We start from the raw sequence: 15,205 nt of genomic DNA, 5'->3' as shown, positions 1-15,205 counted from the left end.
ATCTCGTTTACTGATTCCACTCATAGGGTTTATTGACTTCTCCAGCAATGCGATTAAATATTTCTAAATTTTCTGGGGATAACTCTTTCTTCCAGCGTAAATCTAATTTAATCGATAAGTCTCGTTTTTCGTAATATTCTCCATGAACTTCACGTACTTTATCTAGCATTTCTTTGCATTGGTAGCGTCTAATTAAAGAGTAAGTTCCATCATTGCCAGAAATGTCGTGATGCTCGTACTTCCAGTATTCTAGCATATCCTCTATAAATTCTATACCAATCCATTGGCAAATAGCTTGAATGGTTTGGTGGGGTTGACTCGCTAACTCTTCATAGGCAACTTCTATTTTTCTATCTTCTCTAAATGAATGAAAATAAGCCTGCCTTCCCTTAGTCTTTTGTACCCACCGCTCAGTAAAATCTACAACATCCATCTCATTAAATCTGCGTAGGAAAGAATTAAGGACTGCTCTTCCATCTCTAACTAGGTGTAATAAATAGGCTTGAACTCCCCCAGTTCTAAATTCTCTAGCCTTAAGCTTCTTCTCCACAAAGGGGTAAAACTTAGTTGCATCAATTATAAGATCTTTCTTAATTTTAGAGAACATTAAGCTATAGGGATTAAATACTTGGTCGTTACCTAAAACCTCTCGAATCATTTTTTCTATTTTTAAAGGAATATAGGGGGTGGCACGACTATCACCTAATCCAATAGATAGTTGTCGTATACCTTTTTCCCCAAATGTTTCTTCCCAAAAATCTGAGTTTTGATTAACACAGTCTAGGAAAATCTTCTTTCTGCAACGGTTAGGAAGATTGCCCAATTCTCCAGCAGAGAAGCATTGGGGGTGACTTCCCATAATGACAGAAAGAAGACTAGAGCCAGAATGGCCTTCGGAGATAATAAATAAGACTTTTTGAGGATTCATCAAATACCTTGGGTAGTAGAGAGGTAGATTTGAGTTTTTTGTAAAGTCATTAACATAAATTTCAACTTCACAAAGATAACCCTAAAATTATATTTTGTCAAGTGTGGAGATTGAATTTATTAAATTACCCTAATAATTTTATAATCGATCTATGATCTCTTCTATTGGATATCAAAACGTATGGAGTTCAAGTTTATGATACAAAAACAACCTAAAATATACTTTTATATTCCTCAGAGCGACTGGCCAAAAGTTATTCCGGATAGAGCAGAAGACCTGCGTCCAGCCGATGTTTTAGGAAGCTGGATTTTACAAACTTATTTGCGTTTAAAAGAAAGTGGATTTTCTTGTCATTTGGTTTCAAAAATGCCAGAGAAAGGGGTGTTGGTGGCTTATCGATACTCTTTGCCTTATGAAGCAAAACCTCCTGCTGATCTGCTTTGGGTTTGTGTGAAGGGAGATCAAAATCCCCACCCTTATGCACTCATCCATATCGTACAAAATGCTTGTGAAGTTAATTCTCCTCCTCTACAGATTCAATCAGTGGATGAGGATAGATACTTATTACCGAGTAAACGATTTTACTTACCCCATTGGCCTCAAGCTGGAGTTATTCCAAGAAACCCGGAAAGACGCGATCGCTTTGAGAATGTCGCGTATTTTGGTATTACTTATAACTTAGCTTCTGAACTCTGTCAACCTGAATGGAAGGAACAGCTCAAGCAAATGGGGTTAAACTGGCGACGAGAGAAAGAACGCGATCGCTGGAATGACTATAGTGAAGTAGATGCTATTCTTGCGGTGCGCTCATTTAACGATAGCACAGATTATCCATGGAAACCCGCTTCCAAACTCTTTAACGCTTGGAACGCAGGAGTTCCAGCTATTTTAGGACGTGAGTCTGCCTTTCGGGGAGAGAGAACAAGTGAGCTGGACTATATCGAAGTCAATAGCTATGAAGAAACCGTTAATGCGCTTAAACGTCTGCGAGATGATACGCAATTTCGCCAAGCAATGATGAACAACTGTAAACAACGGGCCCAGGAAATAGCTCCAGAGAATATAACTAAACGATGGCAAGACTTCTTACTCAATACCTGCGTTCCTGCCTATGAAGAATGGCGAAGTTTATCGGATTGGCAACGTCAAAAATTTTTCATGGGTCGTTATCTAGCTCTCAAATGGAATAGCTTAGAGAGAAGAATTCTATCTTTGAAAAGATAAAAAAAATACAGGCGATAAAAGTTTGGTTTTCTTTATCTTTTTTTTAGACTTGTTATTAGCTCTAGAATTCTTGCCAAACGAAGAATCCATCAGTCATAATAGAAGCAAATTTATTTTTGCCTCATGTCTGTATTTACCTACAGATGATAAGCTTATGACTGATGGAATTTACACCCTTGCCAATGATGTAGTCTACGATCAAGTGGTGGCTCTGTTAAACAGTATTGAAGTTAATCTCAGTCCAGAGTTTCCCGTTTGGATTATTCCTTATGATAACCGCTTAGATCAAATTCAGGATTTAGTCAAAAGTCGAAACAATGTAGAGCTTCTCTGTGATGAAGAGATTCTTTCTCGATGGGAAGACTTTGCTTACGAAATTTGGAAGAGACATCCTTCTGCTTTACAAAATTGGAACTCAAGAGGAATTCAAGGGGTTAATCGTTTGGGAATGCATCGGAGGTTTTGTGCTTTTGATGAAAATAGTCCTTTAGAAAAATTTATTTATTGTGATGGCGATGTACTGGTTTTAAATCAGTTAGATTTTATTTTCGATCGCATCAACGATCGAGATTTTGTGGTCTATGATTTCCAATATAAAGATCTCAGTCATGTTTACAATATCAACTCTGATAAAGTTAGGAAAATTTTTCCACAAGAGCGTTTAAGTTCGGAAATTTTTTGTGCTGGATTTTATGGCTCTAAACGAGGATTGTTTCCTCAAGAAATGCGAGAGTGGTTACTCCAGCAATTGGAATCAGGTGAAGCAGAAATTTTATACCCCAATGGGCCGGATCAGTCTATCCTGAACTATATGACTATGCGCTCTAATCATCCAGCCTATAACTTTTCCCTACACCTCCCCAAAGAACAAACCACCGGATGTTCTGTCACTTCTCCCCACTTTGAGCAACGGGATCATTTACTCTATGATAAAGGAGTACAGCTCACTTACCTGCACTATATTGGTCTATCTTCCAAACTATTTACTCAACTCTGTGCTGGCGAAAACTTAGACTTTCCCTATCGAGATATTTTCTTGCACTATCGTTATCTCCATGAGCCAGAGAAACGACCTCAATTTGTTGGTAAACCTAAACCCTATAACCCACCTCCCACATTTATGGATAAAGTGTTTCGCAAATTAGGAATGAAGCCCTCTAGGAAATAATCATGAATCGTGGAATTTACATTACAGCAAACGATAAATTTACCGAGCAGGCGATCGCCCTCCTCAATAGTATCCGATGTTACGATAAAGAGACCCCCGTCGTCCTGATTCCCTACGACGACAACTATCAGCACATTGCCCAAAGACTCAAAACAGACTACCAAGTATCCCTGTACGGAGATCTAGACTTCATTAAGCGGCTCTCTCAAAAGCTCTATGACATCTTTGGTGAAGGCTTTTTCGCCCGTCCCAACCAATTCCGCAAACAAGCCTGCTGGTTTGGAGACTTCGATCAATTTCTCTACATTGATACCGATATCGTCGTTTTTGAAAAAATTATCGACAACTTAAAATATCTTGACGAATACGACTTTCTGTCCTGTGACTATCAACATGCCGGGGGAATCACCAACGTATTTACCAACAAAGTAATTGAAGACGGTGTATTTACCCCAACCGATTTACAAGACATCTTTAACTGTGGATTTTGGGCCTCTAAAAAGAACCTCTTGAGCGAAACCGATCTCTATGAAGCCTTTACAGAATGCGCTCAACATCCTGAATACTTCGACTTTAGTCAAAAAACCTCAGATCAACCCATCATTAACTATACGATCCTAAAGCGAATTAATCGGCGATTTAATGTCGTTCGCAGACCTGAAAAAGCGCCAGGAAGTTGGGCAGGCAGTCCCCATTTCCAGCAACAGGGAAATACCTTAATTGACCCAAAAACCAACCAACCCCTACAATATCTTCACTGGGCAGGGATGCGGATTGAACCCGGTTGTCCCTATTGGGATATTTGGAAACATTACCGCTATCTCGGCGATCCCAATCCTCCGGCTGATCCCCCAACGCCCAAACCAGAACCCCAATGGAAACAAAAACTGAGAAACATTAAGAAAACCATCATCGGTTAATTCATCTTTTATAATTGTCCAGAAATGAGAGCTAAAAACCATCTTCATAATGACTAAAGTAATTGTAACCGGTGTAGCGGGTTTTATCGGTTCCACCTTAGCCGAAACCTTACTCAATCAAGGTCAAGAAGTCATTGGTATCGATCAATTTAATGATTATTACGATCCAACTCTGAAACGCCAGAATGTTAGTAGTTTTAAAGATCATCCTCAGTTCACCCTTATAGAAGAGGATATTCAAACCTTAGACTGGAATTCCCTACTCACTGATGTAGAGGTGGTTTATCACCAAGCAGCGCAAGCGGGAGTCCGTGCAAGTTGGGGAGAAGGGTTTCGCTCCTACACAGAACGGAATATTAACGCCACTCAAATTATGCTCGAAGCAGCGAAAAACTTCACGACATTGAAGCGGTTTGTCTATGCTTCCACCTCTTCCGTCTATGGCAATGCGGAAACCTTTCCCACTTCAGAAGCTATTCCTCCCCAACCGGTTTCTCCCTATGGAATTACAAAATTGGCGGCGGAACGGTTATGTGTTTTATATCACCAAAACTTCCAAGTTCCCTTTACGGCGCTCCGGTATTTTACAGTCTATGGCCCCCGTCAACGTCCGGATATGGCATTTCATAAATTTTACAAGGCTGTCTTAGAAGATCGGGCCATTGATATCTACGGAGATGGTCAACAAACCAGGGATTTCACCTTTATTAAAGATGCTGTAGCAGCCAATATAGCGGCAGCAACGGCAACCGATGCGGTGGGGGAAATTTTTAATATTGGTGGCGGTAGTCGGGTGGTACTGACAGATGTCTTAGATACCATGGAAAAAATTGTGGGACAGCCTATCCGTAGAAACCACATTGATCGCGCCATGGGAGATGCTCGCCATACCAGTGCCGATGTTTCCAAAGCCAATAAATTAATTGGATATCAGCCGCAAGTTTCCCTAGAGGAGGGCTTAACAGAAGAGTGGAAATGGGTTCAGGAACTCTATTGTTGATATAGCGCTTCGCCCTAGGCAACAGGCCATAGGCATTGGTCACAAGTTACAGCCCTTTGCGCTGTGATAGGGGGATGGGGGGAACAAATAACAGATTGGGTAGCGCTTTGAGCCATTTTAGCTATCGTTAAAAACAGTCATTAATGTACCTCATAGCAGAGGAAACTGCTGTAGGCCAACAGAGTTTGGGAAAAACGCCCCGATCCTAATGATCCCTCAACCGTATATTTACCGTTATTGAGCTTGCGTTTTTCAACCATCACCCAAACCTCCCCAGTTTTAATCCATCAAGCTGCAATTAATCGAGCTTTTCCCCACTAATAATAAACATAGGATCGACAGCAGAAAAAACTTGATACATGCCCCGTTTTTCCAAACGATTGACCCCAGATTGAACCACTTCTATATTCCGCACTTGAAGCTGGGCAAAGCCTTCAGATAAAGCGTATAAACTTTCTAAAGATCCGGCTGTGGCGACAATGCGTCCTTCCGGGAGCAATAAATTCCAGACGGCTTCTAAAATCTGTTTAACTGACCGTCCTCCTTCCATACAAACCCGATGGGGACGCAGGGAAATTTGCTCTAAACATTCAGGGGCACTGCCTTCAATAATATCTACATTATTGACTTCAAAGCGATCGCAGTTTCGACGAATCAAGTTAGCGACCTCATGATCGCGCTCAACCGCAAAAATCCGTCCTTCTGGACACAATAACCCAGTTTCCACCGGAATTGTACCAGTTCCTGCGCCAATGTCCCACAAAACCGAATCCTTATGCAACCGCAGAGCGGAAACCAATAATAATCGGATCTCCCGCTTACTTAAGGGAATACCCGGTAACCGCTCGAACAGATCGTCGGGGATACCAGGAGAAACAAAAGGCCAAAGGGACATAAGATCAATTAAAAATTAAACATTAAAAATTGGGTCTGGGTTGGGGCAGTTCACTCGCTACAAGGCTAATACAGGATCGATAGGACTACCATCGCCCATTTCACCCAATACTCTATTGTCTCACGACTTTTAAAGTTTTGAGGGTAGGATCGCTACACCCAGTAATTGTACCTCCTAGGGATAAAACCTGTTGTAGATAATCTAAAGCCGACATATTAATCATTTCACCAGGCATAATGGCAGGAATACCCGGAGGATAGGGACAAATAATTTCCGCACAAATACGCTCATCAGTTTGTTCTAGAGGTAAGGTTTCTGTTTCCGAGAAAAAGGCTTGACGGGGAGAAAGAGTAGGAGTAATCAAAAAGGAGGAAGGATGGACAAATAAACATTCTTCTTGCCATCGTTGTAAGACAGTGGGGGGGGAGTCAAATTGATAATTGCCTGGAGTTTTAATAACTTCGGCTAACCCTTGCACCAATTGATCGATATCGGTTTGGGTATTGCCCAAACTAATAATAAAAGTTAAATATTGGGCAGAAGGTAATTCAGCAATGACCCCGTGGCGATCGTGCAAAAGCTGGTCAACTTGATAGCCCGTAAAGCCACAAGCGCTGACTTTCACACTTAAGCGAGTGGGATCTAAAGCCAGAAATCCCTTGCTGATTTTGGTTTCTAAAACGGCCAATTGGGGAAGTATTTTCAGGTTTTGTTTGGCCCGTTCTGCTAATTCTAAAGTATGGGAAATTAGTGCTTCTCCCTGGAGAGCCATTTGTTGACGTGCAGCATCTAGAGAGGCCAGGAGTAAATAACTGGGACTGCTAGACTGGACTAATTGTAGCGATCGCCGAATCGCTTGGGGATCGATCCGTGACCCCCTCAGATGGAGCATCGAGGCCTGGGTCATCGCTCCGAGAACCTTATGAATCGATTGAATACTAACATCTGCCCCACAGGATAGGGCCGAAGGCGGTAAATCCCCATGAAAATGAAAATGGGGGCCATGGGCCTCATCCACAATCAGGGGAATATTAGAGCGATGGCATAACTTGGCGATCTCGGCCACATCCCCACAAACCCCCTGATAGGTCGGATAAACCATCATCACAGCCTTAGCATCCGGATGTTTGTTCAACGCCTCTTGAATCGACATCGGCGTAACACTATTGACCATATCCCAATCCGGATCGTACTCCGGATTAACAAAAATCGGCATCGCTCCAGAGAGAATTAACCCAGAAATCGCCGAACTATGGATATTTCGCGGTAAAATAATCTTCTGTCCACTGGTGCAAGTTGCCAAAATCGCAGCGATCACACCCGCGGTCGAACCATTGACCAAAAACCAAGTCCGATTGGCTCCAAATGCTTGGGCTGCCAAGTCTTGCGCTTCTCGGATCGCCCCATCTGGAGCATACAAATTATCCAGATCGGGCAGTTCCGGTAAATCCGATTGAAACACCAAACTCCCGAATAAATCCGCCAAAGGGCGAGAAATGCCCACTCCCCGTTTATGGCCTGGAGTATAAAACGGAGCGTGAGCGTGAGTCGCATAGTGCCGGAGTGCATCTAGAATTGGGGTTTTGGCTTGAGACACTTTGGTAAATCCTATAACTTTCAATCAACCCAGTTGGCGATTCGGTACACACTTAAATCAACTTGACAACCTGAAACTTCATTAACAAACTCCACTAATGCTCAGAGCTGGAATTGTTGGACTGCCCAATGTCGGCAAATCAACCTTATTTAACGCCTTAGTCGCCAATGCTAAAGCACAAGCGGCTAATTTTCCATTTTGTACGATCGAACCCAATGTTGGAGTGGTTGCCGTCCCTGATGAACGCCTCTCAGTGCTGGCTAAACTTTCCCAATCTGAACAAATTGTGCCCACGCGGATGGAATTTGTTGATATTGCCGGTTTAGTCAAAGGAGCTAGTCAAGGCGAAGGCCTCGGTAACCAGTTCTTAGCCAATATTCGAGAAGTAGATGCCATTGTGCATGTGGTTCGGTGCTTTGAAGATGATGATATCATTCATGTCTCCGGTTCTGTTGACCCCAGTCGGGATATTGAAGTGATTAATCTAGAATTGGCCCTAGCTGACCTGAGTCAAGTGGAACGCCGATTAGACCGCGCTCGTAAGCAAGCTAGGGGCAATAAGGACGCTCTGGTAGAAGTGAGCGCCCTCGAAAAACTAATTCCTGTCTTGAATGAAGGCCAATCGGCCCGTTTAGCCCCGTTGAACGAGGAAGAACTCGACAGCATTAAAGGTCTGGGATTATTGACGGCCAAACCGATTATTTACGCGGCTAATGTCTCTGAGGATGATTTAGCTGACGGCAATGAATGGGTGGAGCAGGTCAAACAAATTGCCGCCCAAGAAACCGCTCAAGTGGTGACGATTTCTGCCCAAGTCGAATCGGAGTTAATCGAACTGCCCCCAGAAGACCGGGCCGATTTTTTGGCCAGTTTGGGGGTAGCGGAGGGCGGCCTACAGTCCTTGATTCGCGCAACCTATACCCTGTTAGGATTACGCACTTATTTGACTACCGGGCCCAAGGAAACCCGCGCTTGGACGATTAAAGCGGGGATGACCGCTCCCCAAGCTGCGGGGGTGATTCATTCCGATTTTGAGCGGGGTTTTATTCGTTCTGAAACCGTGGCTTACTCCGATTTGGTCAATAGTGGCTCGATGAATGCAGCCAAGGAAAAAGGACTGGTACGCAGTGAGGGTAAAGAGTATGTGGTGCAGGAAGGGGATGTGATGTTATTCCGGTTTAATGTTTAAGGGGGGCGAAAAAAACATTAGCCATGACCAGCGCCTAGCGCTATAGGATAGATCACAAGTGTGCTTCTGTTGCATTTTCCCCGTTTAAAGATGACTAAATCTAATTCTAGCGATCGCCAGCCCTCCGAGTCTCAACCTGAACCCCAGCCTGAACTCTCCTTAACCCCCCCTAGGGTTCAACGGCCCAAACGGCCGGAAATAGTCCAAAAGCCCCAAAGACCCCAACCCATTGCCCAGACAACCCCATCTGAACGGGCCTCCAAAGTCCCCAAACCCCGTAAAGCTCATGATGCTCCCCGACTGCCCAGACTAGAACAACCGGAGCCAGTACCAGAATATGGAGAACGGAAAGCAGGGGATCTGATTGTACTGCCCTATAGCGGTAAAACCGTGGAGATTAGACACTTTTACGAAAGCGCCGGCCACTGGTACGCTGCCTTTGAAATGGGCTGTGTTCGGGTCGATTTATTAGAAAAACTGTCTTAGCTCTTGACAGATGCTCAAGATGTGATAGACTGTGGTTGGTGGTGAGGAGTAAAGTGAAAGGAAAACGCGCTTGGGGTCGAAACACGGCCAGACTCCCAGGCGCTTTTCCTTTTTCTTCAAGATTTTGAATAGAAGAAAAATATCTTAAGTCTGGGCAAATAAAGGGGAGTCATCTATTAAAATCCAGTAGAACGACTAGATGATGTTTGTGGCGATCGCCCTATGACTGAAACAACCCAAAGCCTACCCCCTAACTTAGAGAAAATTGTCCAACGCTTCCAACGCTGTCAAGACCCAAAACGTCGCATTGAGCAGCTCATCGACTACGCCAAGAAATTACCCACCTTTCCAGACGGGGATAAGGTGGAGGAAAATAAAGTCCCCGGTTGTGTGTCCCAAGTCTATGTCACCGCCACCCTGGAAGAAGGAAAACTCCACTATCAAGCTGATTCTGATGCCCAACTGACTAAAGGATTAGTAGCACTCCTGGTGAGAGGACTCGATGGCTTAACCCCCGAAGAAGTGACCCATCTCTCCGCCGACTTTATCAAAGATACCGGACTAGAGGTAAACCTAACGCCATCAAGGGCTAATGGATTTTACAATATCTTTGAGACGATGAAGAAAAAGGCGATCGCGGCCTCGATGAACAACTAGGCCCTCAATCGTACCTTCAGTCTGGGTAGCATCGTCTACCCCCATTCCCTATTCCCTATTCCCCATGAACACCCGTATCGGCATCCTGACGGCCTCAGACCGGGCTAGTGCCGGAGTCTATGAAGACCTCTCCGGAAAAGCCATCATTGACCGACTCACCCAATACCTCACCAGTCCCTGGGAACCCCTCTATGAGGTCATCCCAGACGACTATGAGACAATCAAAACCACCCTCATCTCCCTGATTGATGAGCGTCAATGCTCCCTCGTCGTCACCACTGGAGGAACCGGCCCCGCTCCTAGGGACGTAACCCCGGAAGCCACGGAAGCGGTCTGTGACAAAATGCTCCCCGGATTTGGGGAGCTGATGCGCTCCGTTTCCCTGCAATACGTTCCCACCGCCATCTTATCCCGACAAACCGCAGGCATTCGCGGCAGCGCCTTAATTGTCAATCTTCCCGGTAAACCGAAATCCATCCGAGAATGTCTCGATGCTGTCTTTCCCGCCATTCCCTACTGCTTAGACTTAATTGGCGCACCTTATCTAGAATGTAATCCGGACGTAATTCAAGTCTTTCGACCCAAGAAAAAGTAGCAAAAATAATAGATTTTTTCCTAACAGTTATCTTTCGTTGCTGCCAAAATAAACCAAGTCCCTCGGCTGGCTAACGCTCCTTCATTAACCGTTAATTGTTGAGTTCTTAACCAACTCGGAATAAACTTTTCCCTCACTCGATCCGGTTTAAACCCTGCTTCCATCGCTAATGCGGTCAAATCTTGCATTTTCATCGCACTCCAATAGGGTTCATTATTATTAGCCGTTTCCCAATCAAAGAAAAACGCTTGATAGGGGGAGAGATAGCGATAGGGGGGTGATTCTAGGTGAATCATTATACCACCTGGACGCAGGAGGCGATCGCACTCTTTCAGCACGCGACGAATCGCCGGTACGGGGATTTCATGGAACAAAATATGACTGACAATTAAATCAAAAGAACCATCCGCAAACGTCATGTACTCCGCATTCTGTTGATGAAAATGCACCTTACGGTTTAAAGCTTCAGCTCGACCATGACCATACCGCAATAAAGGAGCGCTCACATCCACTCCATGTACCTCAGCATCAGGATAAGCCTCCACATAGGGTAGGGTACTGTGGCCCACCGCACAACCTAAATCCAAAATCTTCTCAGGTTTAAACTGAGGATATTCCACTTTTAAATAGTGATGAATAATACTTTGACCTAAATCATCATTCAGGGAACCCAGCCATCCTAACCCGTAGAGATAGGTTCCATGGTCATAAATCGCCCCAGCAGTCACATCATCCTCTTGCTTTTCCGTATGATAGCCCCCAGGCATACAGTGAATATCCACCTGAGTTTGATGAGAGGGCATCCTAAAATTGGGGTCAAGAGTCAGAGAACCCAGGGGGGAAGGTTTGGGTTTAGACCGCTCGATCAAGTCTGGCAGTTGTCGCTCAACGCTTGTACTCACCGACTGCCACAGCATTTCCTGATTCAGCCGTTTTAAGGCACTCATCCAATGATAGCGGGGCTGGTCTTCCATGAGGCGGCGAATTTCCCAGGGTTGGGGGTTATCCTGGGCTGTTAATTCTGGCTCTATTTCTTGGTCGTACAGGGTTTTAATACGGGGAAAGACCTTTTGCTTCAAATAGCCTTTGAAGCTCATCACGAAGTCTTGACGAGCCTTCTCATCATGGGTTGCTTTCGGTAGCAGGGGATGTTGATATTCTGACATTATCATGGCTGTTGAGTTGGGCAGTCGTGAATCAGATTGGCTTGATTGTAACCCATTCCCCATTGGACAGTTGGGCAATGAAAAAGGCACACTGGAGTTAATGTGCTTCAGAGGGTAGATGAAGATGGGACTGAATGCTAGATTCCGGTTTTTGATGACCACGATCGCCTTGTGGTTGATGATTCAAGGGGTTCCGCTTTCGGTATCGGAATCGTTGTCCAATCCGGAGTTTCAGATCGGTACGGAGGCTTTGGCGAAAAAGAGTGGGGGGCGATCGCGGGGTGGATCGTTTGGTTCTAGCTCTGGTTCGCGATCGAGTGGTTCTAGCTCTAGTGGTGGTTCTTCGAGTTCTACCCCTTCTCTAAAAAAAACGCCTACTTCGGGTTCATCTTCGAGTCAATCTTCCCCAAATGCTCCCAGTAGCAGTAGTACGGGGGGACGAGTACGGGGGGGATCGTTTGCGCCACCTCCTGCACCCCCACCGCTTCCGGCTCGTCCTGCACCGCCACCCAGACCGGTGATACCGGTTCCGATTCCTGTGCCCATACCGGGCGATCGCCGCCCGGCTGAGGAGGTTATGCCCAGAACTAATCCCCCCCCTGCTCCTCCCGCACCACCGCCCCCTAGCAGCCATTTAGAGCCATCTGGGCCATTAAATAGTGCTACTCCCCCGCCTCCTCGCCATCACCGACCCGATCCGGGCATAGCTGGCGCGGCTTATGCCAGTCGTCGAACCTCTCCATCGAGCTGGATGGGGTTTATGCTCTGGTTGCTCATTCTTGGAGGCGCTGTATTTATTGCTTACCTGATTTTTAGCCGTCGTTCTAGTGGCAATGAGTTAGAGAATGATAGGGTTACCGTCAGTAAGTTACAAGTGGCTTTATTGACTCCAGAGGGGGATCTTCAGAAGCAATTAACTCAGTTAACCTTAAATGGGGATACCGAAAGTCCAGAAGGGTTAGTAGATTTGTTACAAGAGGGAGCTTTAGCCTTGATGCGAAGGAGCGATCGCTGGTGTTATGTTGCTTCAAGTTCGCAAACCGTAAATTCTCGTGAAGAGGCGCAACAGTTATTTGAAAGACTCTCATTACAAGAGCGCAGTAAATTCACCTCTGAAACCTTAGTCAATGCCAACGGTGCAGTTCAAGAAAGACTGGCTGCTTTGAGCCAAGAATTATCCGATCCCGGTTCTTATGTGGTGGTTACGTTATTGGTAGGAACGGCTGACGATCAACCCCTATTCAAAGATATCCAAACTGCCGAAGCCTTGAGGGAAACCTTGGGACGCTTAGGGTCTATTTCTCCAGAATATCTGATGGTGTTTGAATTACTATGGAGTCCCCAAGAAGAAAGTGCCAGCCTATCGAGTGATGAATTACTCGTGTCTTACAGTCATATGATTCCCCTATAGAATGTTATAAATAAGTAACTTTCGCATGTTAGGGTTATGAGTTATTTTCGTATACGAGAAGCAGATCCCTCTGATATTCCTGCTATTGCTAACCTTCATAGTTCCCAGGCTCGGACTCAGATTTGGGATCTTAGGGGAGGATTCTTGATGACAGAAATGACCCAGAAGGAAGTACAGGAGCGTATGAATCAGGGAACTCGATATTTTGTAGCGATTCCAGAAGCCGATCGTGGAGCAGAAATTGTGGGTTTTGTGTCCCTTTCACAACCACAAATAATCCAGGATGTGTTGGAGAAAATCCGGTGGACAGGAGAAGATTATAGCGATCGCCTGATGAGCGATCGCCATTACTACATCCAAGTGTTAGCCACTAAACCGGGTTGGACAGGAAAAGGGGTAGCTCGTTCCCTCTATCGTTTTATTTATCAAACTTTTCCTGGTGCAGTCTTATCTGCTTTTATTATCACCCAACCCATTACGAATCATCGCTCTCTCAACTTCCATCATCAGCAAGGATTCTCTATAATTGGAGTCATTGAGGATGAAGAATTTCTCAATCTCAAATCTTGCCAAAGATCAATTGTATATCGTGAAACTTGAAGCGATTACACCAGGCTGATAGTTGATTTCAATAAGAAGGGGACAGGACAAAATCCAGCGCTTTGCCCTCTGAGTGGGGGGAGCAAACAATAGACTCAATCTAGCTAGGTAATCGGTCATTTATGCCTTTCTACTACGGCGGCATTGCGTTCATGTTCCCTAAATTCTACGCGCTTAACCCAGACTCGGCCTTGAGTTTCGGTTTGCACAAAGGTATTGAGCTTAGTAAACACTAATTGGGCAAATTGTTCGGCACTAACTGCCGGAAGTACCCGGAGCTGAATCACTCCTTGTTCTTGCAGTTGATAAAAACTGGATAAGTGGGGATCGTCTTCTGCCACAATCACGGTATGGTCGAACATATAATGCATCCATTCTTTAGGACTCATGTCATCAATGGGAGTCTTGGCTTTTTTCATGCCGCCAAAGTCCCACACCCAATAATGCCGATCCAGCTCTCCTTCAAACCATACCTTAAATGAGACGCTATAACCATGTAAAAATTGACAGTGGGAGTTTTGCGATCGCCACTGGCGAAAGCAGGTTGAAAATCCATCAAAAACTTTGGTTGATTGGTACTTAAAAGTGAGGTTTTGATCCATAGTTTCAGAAGCAGGAATAATATTCAAGCACGATCAAAAATCTAGGGAGGGAGATGCTCCCCCTCTAGTAAGATCGACGGATTCCAGGAGTGCGGGCATCTTGCCCGCTTCTCTTTTCCGATTAACCGGTCTAAGGTTTAATTGAGTTGCTGTAGTTCATCTAAACGGGCGAGAACTTCTTGGGAGTGAATGGCAGGACGAACACCGGTAAAGGTGGCGCGGAGAATGCCATCGGGATCGATAATAAAGGTATGGCGCATAGAAATGAATTGTAACCAGGAACCATAGGCTTTGCTGACTGCGCCGGTGGTATCGGCAAGCAGGGGAAATTTTAAGCCTTCACTGTCGCAGAAATCGGCATGGGATTTAATGTCATCGGCGCTAATGCCGAGGATTTGGGTATTGCGCTTGAGGTATTCAGGTAAGTCTTGTTGAAAGCGCCGCGCTTCTAGGGTGCAACCGGGGGTAAAGTCGGCGGGGTAGAAGTAGGCGACAACCCATTTTCCTTGATAGTCAGAAAGGGCAATTTCTCCGTCTCCGGTGTTGGTGGGGAGTTGGAAGGAGGGGGCGAGTTGCCCAATTTCGGGGAGTTTGCCCCCTAGGGCGAGGGTGGATGGTGCGAAGGGTAGGGAGAGGAGGAGGAGGAGGCAACTGGTGAGGATTAGGCGTAAGAGAGATCGCCGCTTCAATGAATTCATGGATATTTATGTTTAATAGGAGTTCAATTGCTCACTGTAGCAGTTTCTTTATGGGGAAAGGGGGTGTAC

16 protein-coding genes are annotated in these 15,205 nt (G+C 45.2%); 10 read left to right on the top strand and 6 right to left on the bottom strand.

What is annotated here, in order from left to right:
• Positions 1-7: 7 nt before the first annotated feature.
• Complete coding sequence (locus tag AC3FZD_RS10635; protein WP_488740099.1) at positions 8-928, bottom strand: sulfotransferase family protein; 921 nt, start codon at positions 926-928, stop codon at positions 8-10.
• Between the two features lie 195 nt (positions 929-1,123).
• Between AC3FZD_RS10635 and AC3FZD_RS10630 the strand changes: the two genes are divergently transcribed.
• The 4 genes from AC3FZD_RS10630 (at position 1,124) to AC3FZD_RS10615 (ending at position 5,240) form a co-directional block, all read left to right on the top strand.
• On the top strand, positions 1,124-2,152 hold the full coding sequence (locus AC3FZD_RS10630) for a glycosyltransferase (protein ID WP_488740098.1): 1,029 nt from the start codon (positions 1,124-1,126) through the stop codon (positions 2,150-2,152).
• A 154-nt stretch (positions 2,153-2,306) separates the two neighbouring features.
• Positions 2,307-3,320 (top strand): Npun_R2821/Npun_R2822 family protein, encoded by a 1,014-nt coding sequence (locus tag AC3FZD_RS10625; RefSeq protein WP_488740097.1) that lies wholly within the window; start codon positions 2,307-2,309, stop codon positions 3,318-3,320.
• A gap of 2 nt (positions 3,321-3,322) precedes the next feature.
• Entirely contained in the window at positions 3,323-4,240 is a 918-nt protein-coding gene (locus AC3FZD_RS10620; protein WP_488740096.1) for an Npun_R2821/Npun_R2822 family protein, read from the top strand.
• A 49-nt stretch (positions 4,241-4,289) separates the two neighbouring features.
• Positions 4,290-5,240 carry an NAD-dependent epimerase/dehydratase family protein gene (locus tag AC3FZD_RS10615; protein WP_488740095.1) on the top strand — a complete coding sequence of 317 codons (951 nt, stop codon included), beginning with the start codon at positions 4,290-4,292 and terminating at the stop codon, positions 5,238-5,240.
• A gap of 298 nt (positions 5,241-5,538) precedes the next feature.
• Here the strand turns inward: AC3FZD_RS10615 and cbiT are convergent, their stop codons facing one another.
• Complete coding sequence (gene cbiT, locus AC3FZD_RS10610) at positions 5,539-6,135, bottom strand: precorrin-6Y C5,15-methyltransferase subunit CbiT (protein WP_488740094.1); 597 nt, start codon at positions 6,133-6,135, stop codon at positions 5,539-5,541.
• 112 nt (positions 6,136-6,247) lie between these two features.
• Positions 6,248-7,732: an aminotransferase class I/II-fold pyridoxal phosphate-dependent enzyme gene (locus tag AC3FZD_RS10605; protein WP_488740093.1), complete on the bottom strand. Its 1,485-nt coding sequence runs from the start codon at positions 7,730-7,732 to the stop codon at positions 6,248-6,250.
• A 97-nt stretch (positions 7,733-7,829) separates the two neighbouring features.
• On the opposite strand from AC3FZD_RS10605, the gene ychF reads away from it, so the two are divergent.
• The 4 genes from ychF (at position 7,830) to mog (ending at position 10,659) form a co-directional block, all read left to right on the top strand.
• Positions 7,830-8,921 carry a redox-regulated ATPase YchF gene (gene ychF / locus AC3FZD_RS10600; protein ID WP_488740092.1) on the top strand — a complete coding sequence of 364 codons (1,092 nt, stop codon included), beginning with the start codon at positions 7,830-7,832 and terminating at the stop codon, positions 8,919-8,921.
• Positions 8,922-9,011: 90 nt separating this feature from the next.
• The gene (locus AC3FZD_RS10595) at positions 9,012-9,407 is read left to right on the top strand and encodes a hypothetical protein (RefSeq protein ID WP_488740091.1); all 396 of its coding nucleotides are present in this window, start codon (positions 9,012-9,014) and stop codon (positions 9,405-9,407) included.
• Positions 9,408-9,629: 222 nt separating this feature from the next.
• Positions 9,630-10,064, top strand: coding sequence for a SufE family protein (locus AC3FZD_RS10590; protein ID WP_488740090.1), 435 nt, complete (start codon positions 9,630-9,632; stop codon positions 10,062-10,064).
• Between the two features lie 64 nt (positions 10,065-10,128).
• Entirely contained in the window at positions 10,129-10,659 is a 531-nt protein-coding gene (mog, locus tag AC3FZD_RS10585; RefSeq protein ID WP_488740089.1) for a molybdopterin adenylyltransferase, read from the top strand.
• 20 nt (positions 10,660-10,679) lie between these two features.
• Here the strand turns inward: mog and AC3FZD_RS10580 are convergent, their stop codons facing one another.
• Positions 10,680-11,825, bottom strand: a complete 1,146-nt coding sequence (locus tag AC3FZD_RS10580; protein ID WP_488740088.1) for a class I SAM-dependent methyltransferase — start codon at positions 11,823-11,825, stop codon at positions 10,680-10,682.
• Between the two features lie 118 nt (positions 11,826-11,943).
• Here AC3FZD_RS10580 and AC3FZD_RS10575 point away from each other — a divergent pair, with 118 nt between their 5' ends.
• Together AC3FZD_RS10575 and AC3FZD_RS10570 are read left to right on the top strand one after the other, a co-directional pair.
• Positions 11,944-13,236, top strand: a complete 1,293-nt coding sequence (locus tag AC3FZD_RS10575; RefSeq protein WP_488740087.1) for a DUF1517 domain-containing protein — start codon at positions 11,944-11,946, stop codon at positions 13,234-13,236.
• A gap of 36 nt (positions 13,237-13,272) precedes the next feature.
• Complete coding sequence (locus AC3FZD_RS10570) at positions 13,273-13,836, top strand: GNAT family N-acetyltransferase (RefSeq protein WP_488740086.1); 564 nt, start codon at positions 13,273-13,275, stop codon at positions 13,834-13,836.
• Between the two features lie 116 nt (positions 13,837-13,952).
• On the opposite strand, the gene AC3FZD_RS10565 is transcribed toward AC3FZD_RS10570, so the two are convergent.
• Both AC3FZD_RS10565 and AC3FZD_RS10560 read right to left on the bottom strand, forming a co-directional pair.
• Positions 13,953-14,438, bottom strand: coding sequence for a 6-pyruvoyl trahydropterin synthase family protein (locus AC3FZD_RS10565; protein ID WP_488740085.1), 486 nt, complete (start codon positions 14,436-14,438; stop codon positions 13,953-13,955).
• 137 nt (positions 14,439-14,575) lie between these two features.
• Positions 14,576-15,136 (bottom strand): peroxiredoxin, encoded by a 561-nt coding sequence (locus AC3FZD_RS10560; RefSeq protein ID WP_488740084.1) that lies wholly within the window; start codon positions 15,134-15,136, stop codon positions 14,576-14,578.
• Positions 15,137-15,205 lie beyond the last annotated feature (69 nt).

This window comes from Roseofilum sp. KMC-1 (assembly GCF_057802075.1).
This window is presented reverse-complemented; position numbering and strand designations above follow the sequence as displayed.

What these genes read in the sequence shown, in the direction of transcription:
- AC3FZD_RS10565 (WP_488740085.1), bottom strand. Translation starts at nt 14,438, where the DNA reads ATGGATCAAAACCTCACTTTTAAGTACCAATCAACCAAAGTTTTTGAT.
- AC3FZD_RS10615 (WP_488740095.1), top strand. Translation starts at nt 4,290, where the DNA reads ATGACTAAAGTAATTGTAACCGGTGTAGCGGGTTTTATCGGTTCCACC.
- AC3FZD_RS10625 (WP_488740097.1), top strand. Translation starts at nt 2,307, where the DNA reads ATGACTGATGGAATTTACACCCTTGCCAATGATGTAGTCTACGATCAA.
- AC3FZD_RS10570 (WP_488740086.1), top strand. Translation starts at nt 13,273, where the DNA reads ATGAGTTATTTTCGTATACGAGAAGCAGATCCCTCTGATATTCCTGCT.
- AC3FZD_RS10620 (WP_488740096.1), top strand. Translation starts at nt 3,323, where the DNA reads ATGAATCGTGGAATTTACATTACAGCAAACGATAAATTTACCGAGCAG.
- AC3FZD_RS10580 (WP_488740088.1), bottom strand. Translation starts at nt 11,825, where the DNA reads ATGTCAGAATATCAACATCCCCTGCTACCGAAAGCAACCCATGATGAG.
- ychF (WP_488740092.1), top strand. Translation starts at nt 7,830, where the DNA reads ATGCTCAGAGCTGGAATTGTTGGACTGCCCAATGTCGGCAAATCAACC.
- AC3FZD_RS10560 (WP_488740084.1), bottom strand. Translation starts at nt 15,136, where the DNA reads ATGAATTCATTGAAGCGGCGATCTCTCTTACGCCTAATCCTCACCAGT.
- AC3FZD_RS10595 (WP_488740091.1), top strand. Translation starts at nt 9,012, where the DNA reads ATGACTAAATCTAATTCTAGCGATCGCCAGCCCTCCGAGTCTCAACCT.
- AC3FZD_RS10635 (WP_488740099.1), bottom strand. Translation starts at nt 928, where the DNA reads ATGAATCCTCAAAAAGTCTTATTTATTATCTCCGAAGGCCATTCTGGC.
- AC3FZD_RS10590 (WP_488740090.1), top strand. Translation starts at nt 9,630, where the DNA reads ATGACTGAAACAACCCAAAGCCTACCCCCTAACTTAGAGAAAATTGTC.
- AC3FZD_RS10630 (WP_488740098.1), top strand. Translation starts at nt 1,124, where the DNA reads ATGATACAAAAACAACCTAAAATATACTTTTATATTCCTCAGAGCGAC.
- cbiT (WP_488740094.1), bottom strand. Translation starts at nt 6,135, where the DNA reads ATGTCCCTTTGGCCTTTTGTTTCTCCTGGTATCCCCGACGATCTGTTC.
- mog (WP_488740089.1), top strand. Translation starts at nt 10,129, where the DNA reads ATGAACACCCGTATCGGCATCCTGACGGCCTCAGACCGGGCTAGTGCC.
- AC3FZD_RS10575 (WP_488740087.1), top strand. Translation starts at nt 11,944, where the DNA reads ATGAAGATGGGACTGAATGCTAGATTCCGGTTTTTGATGACCACGATC.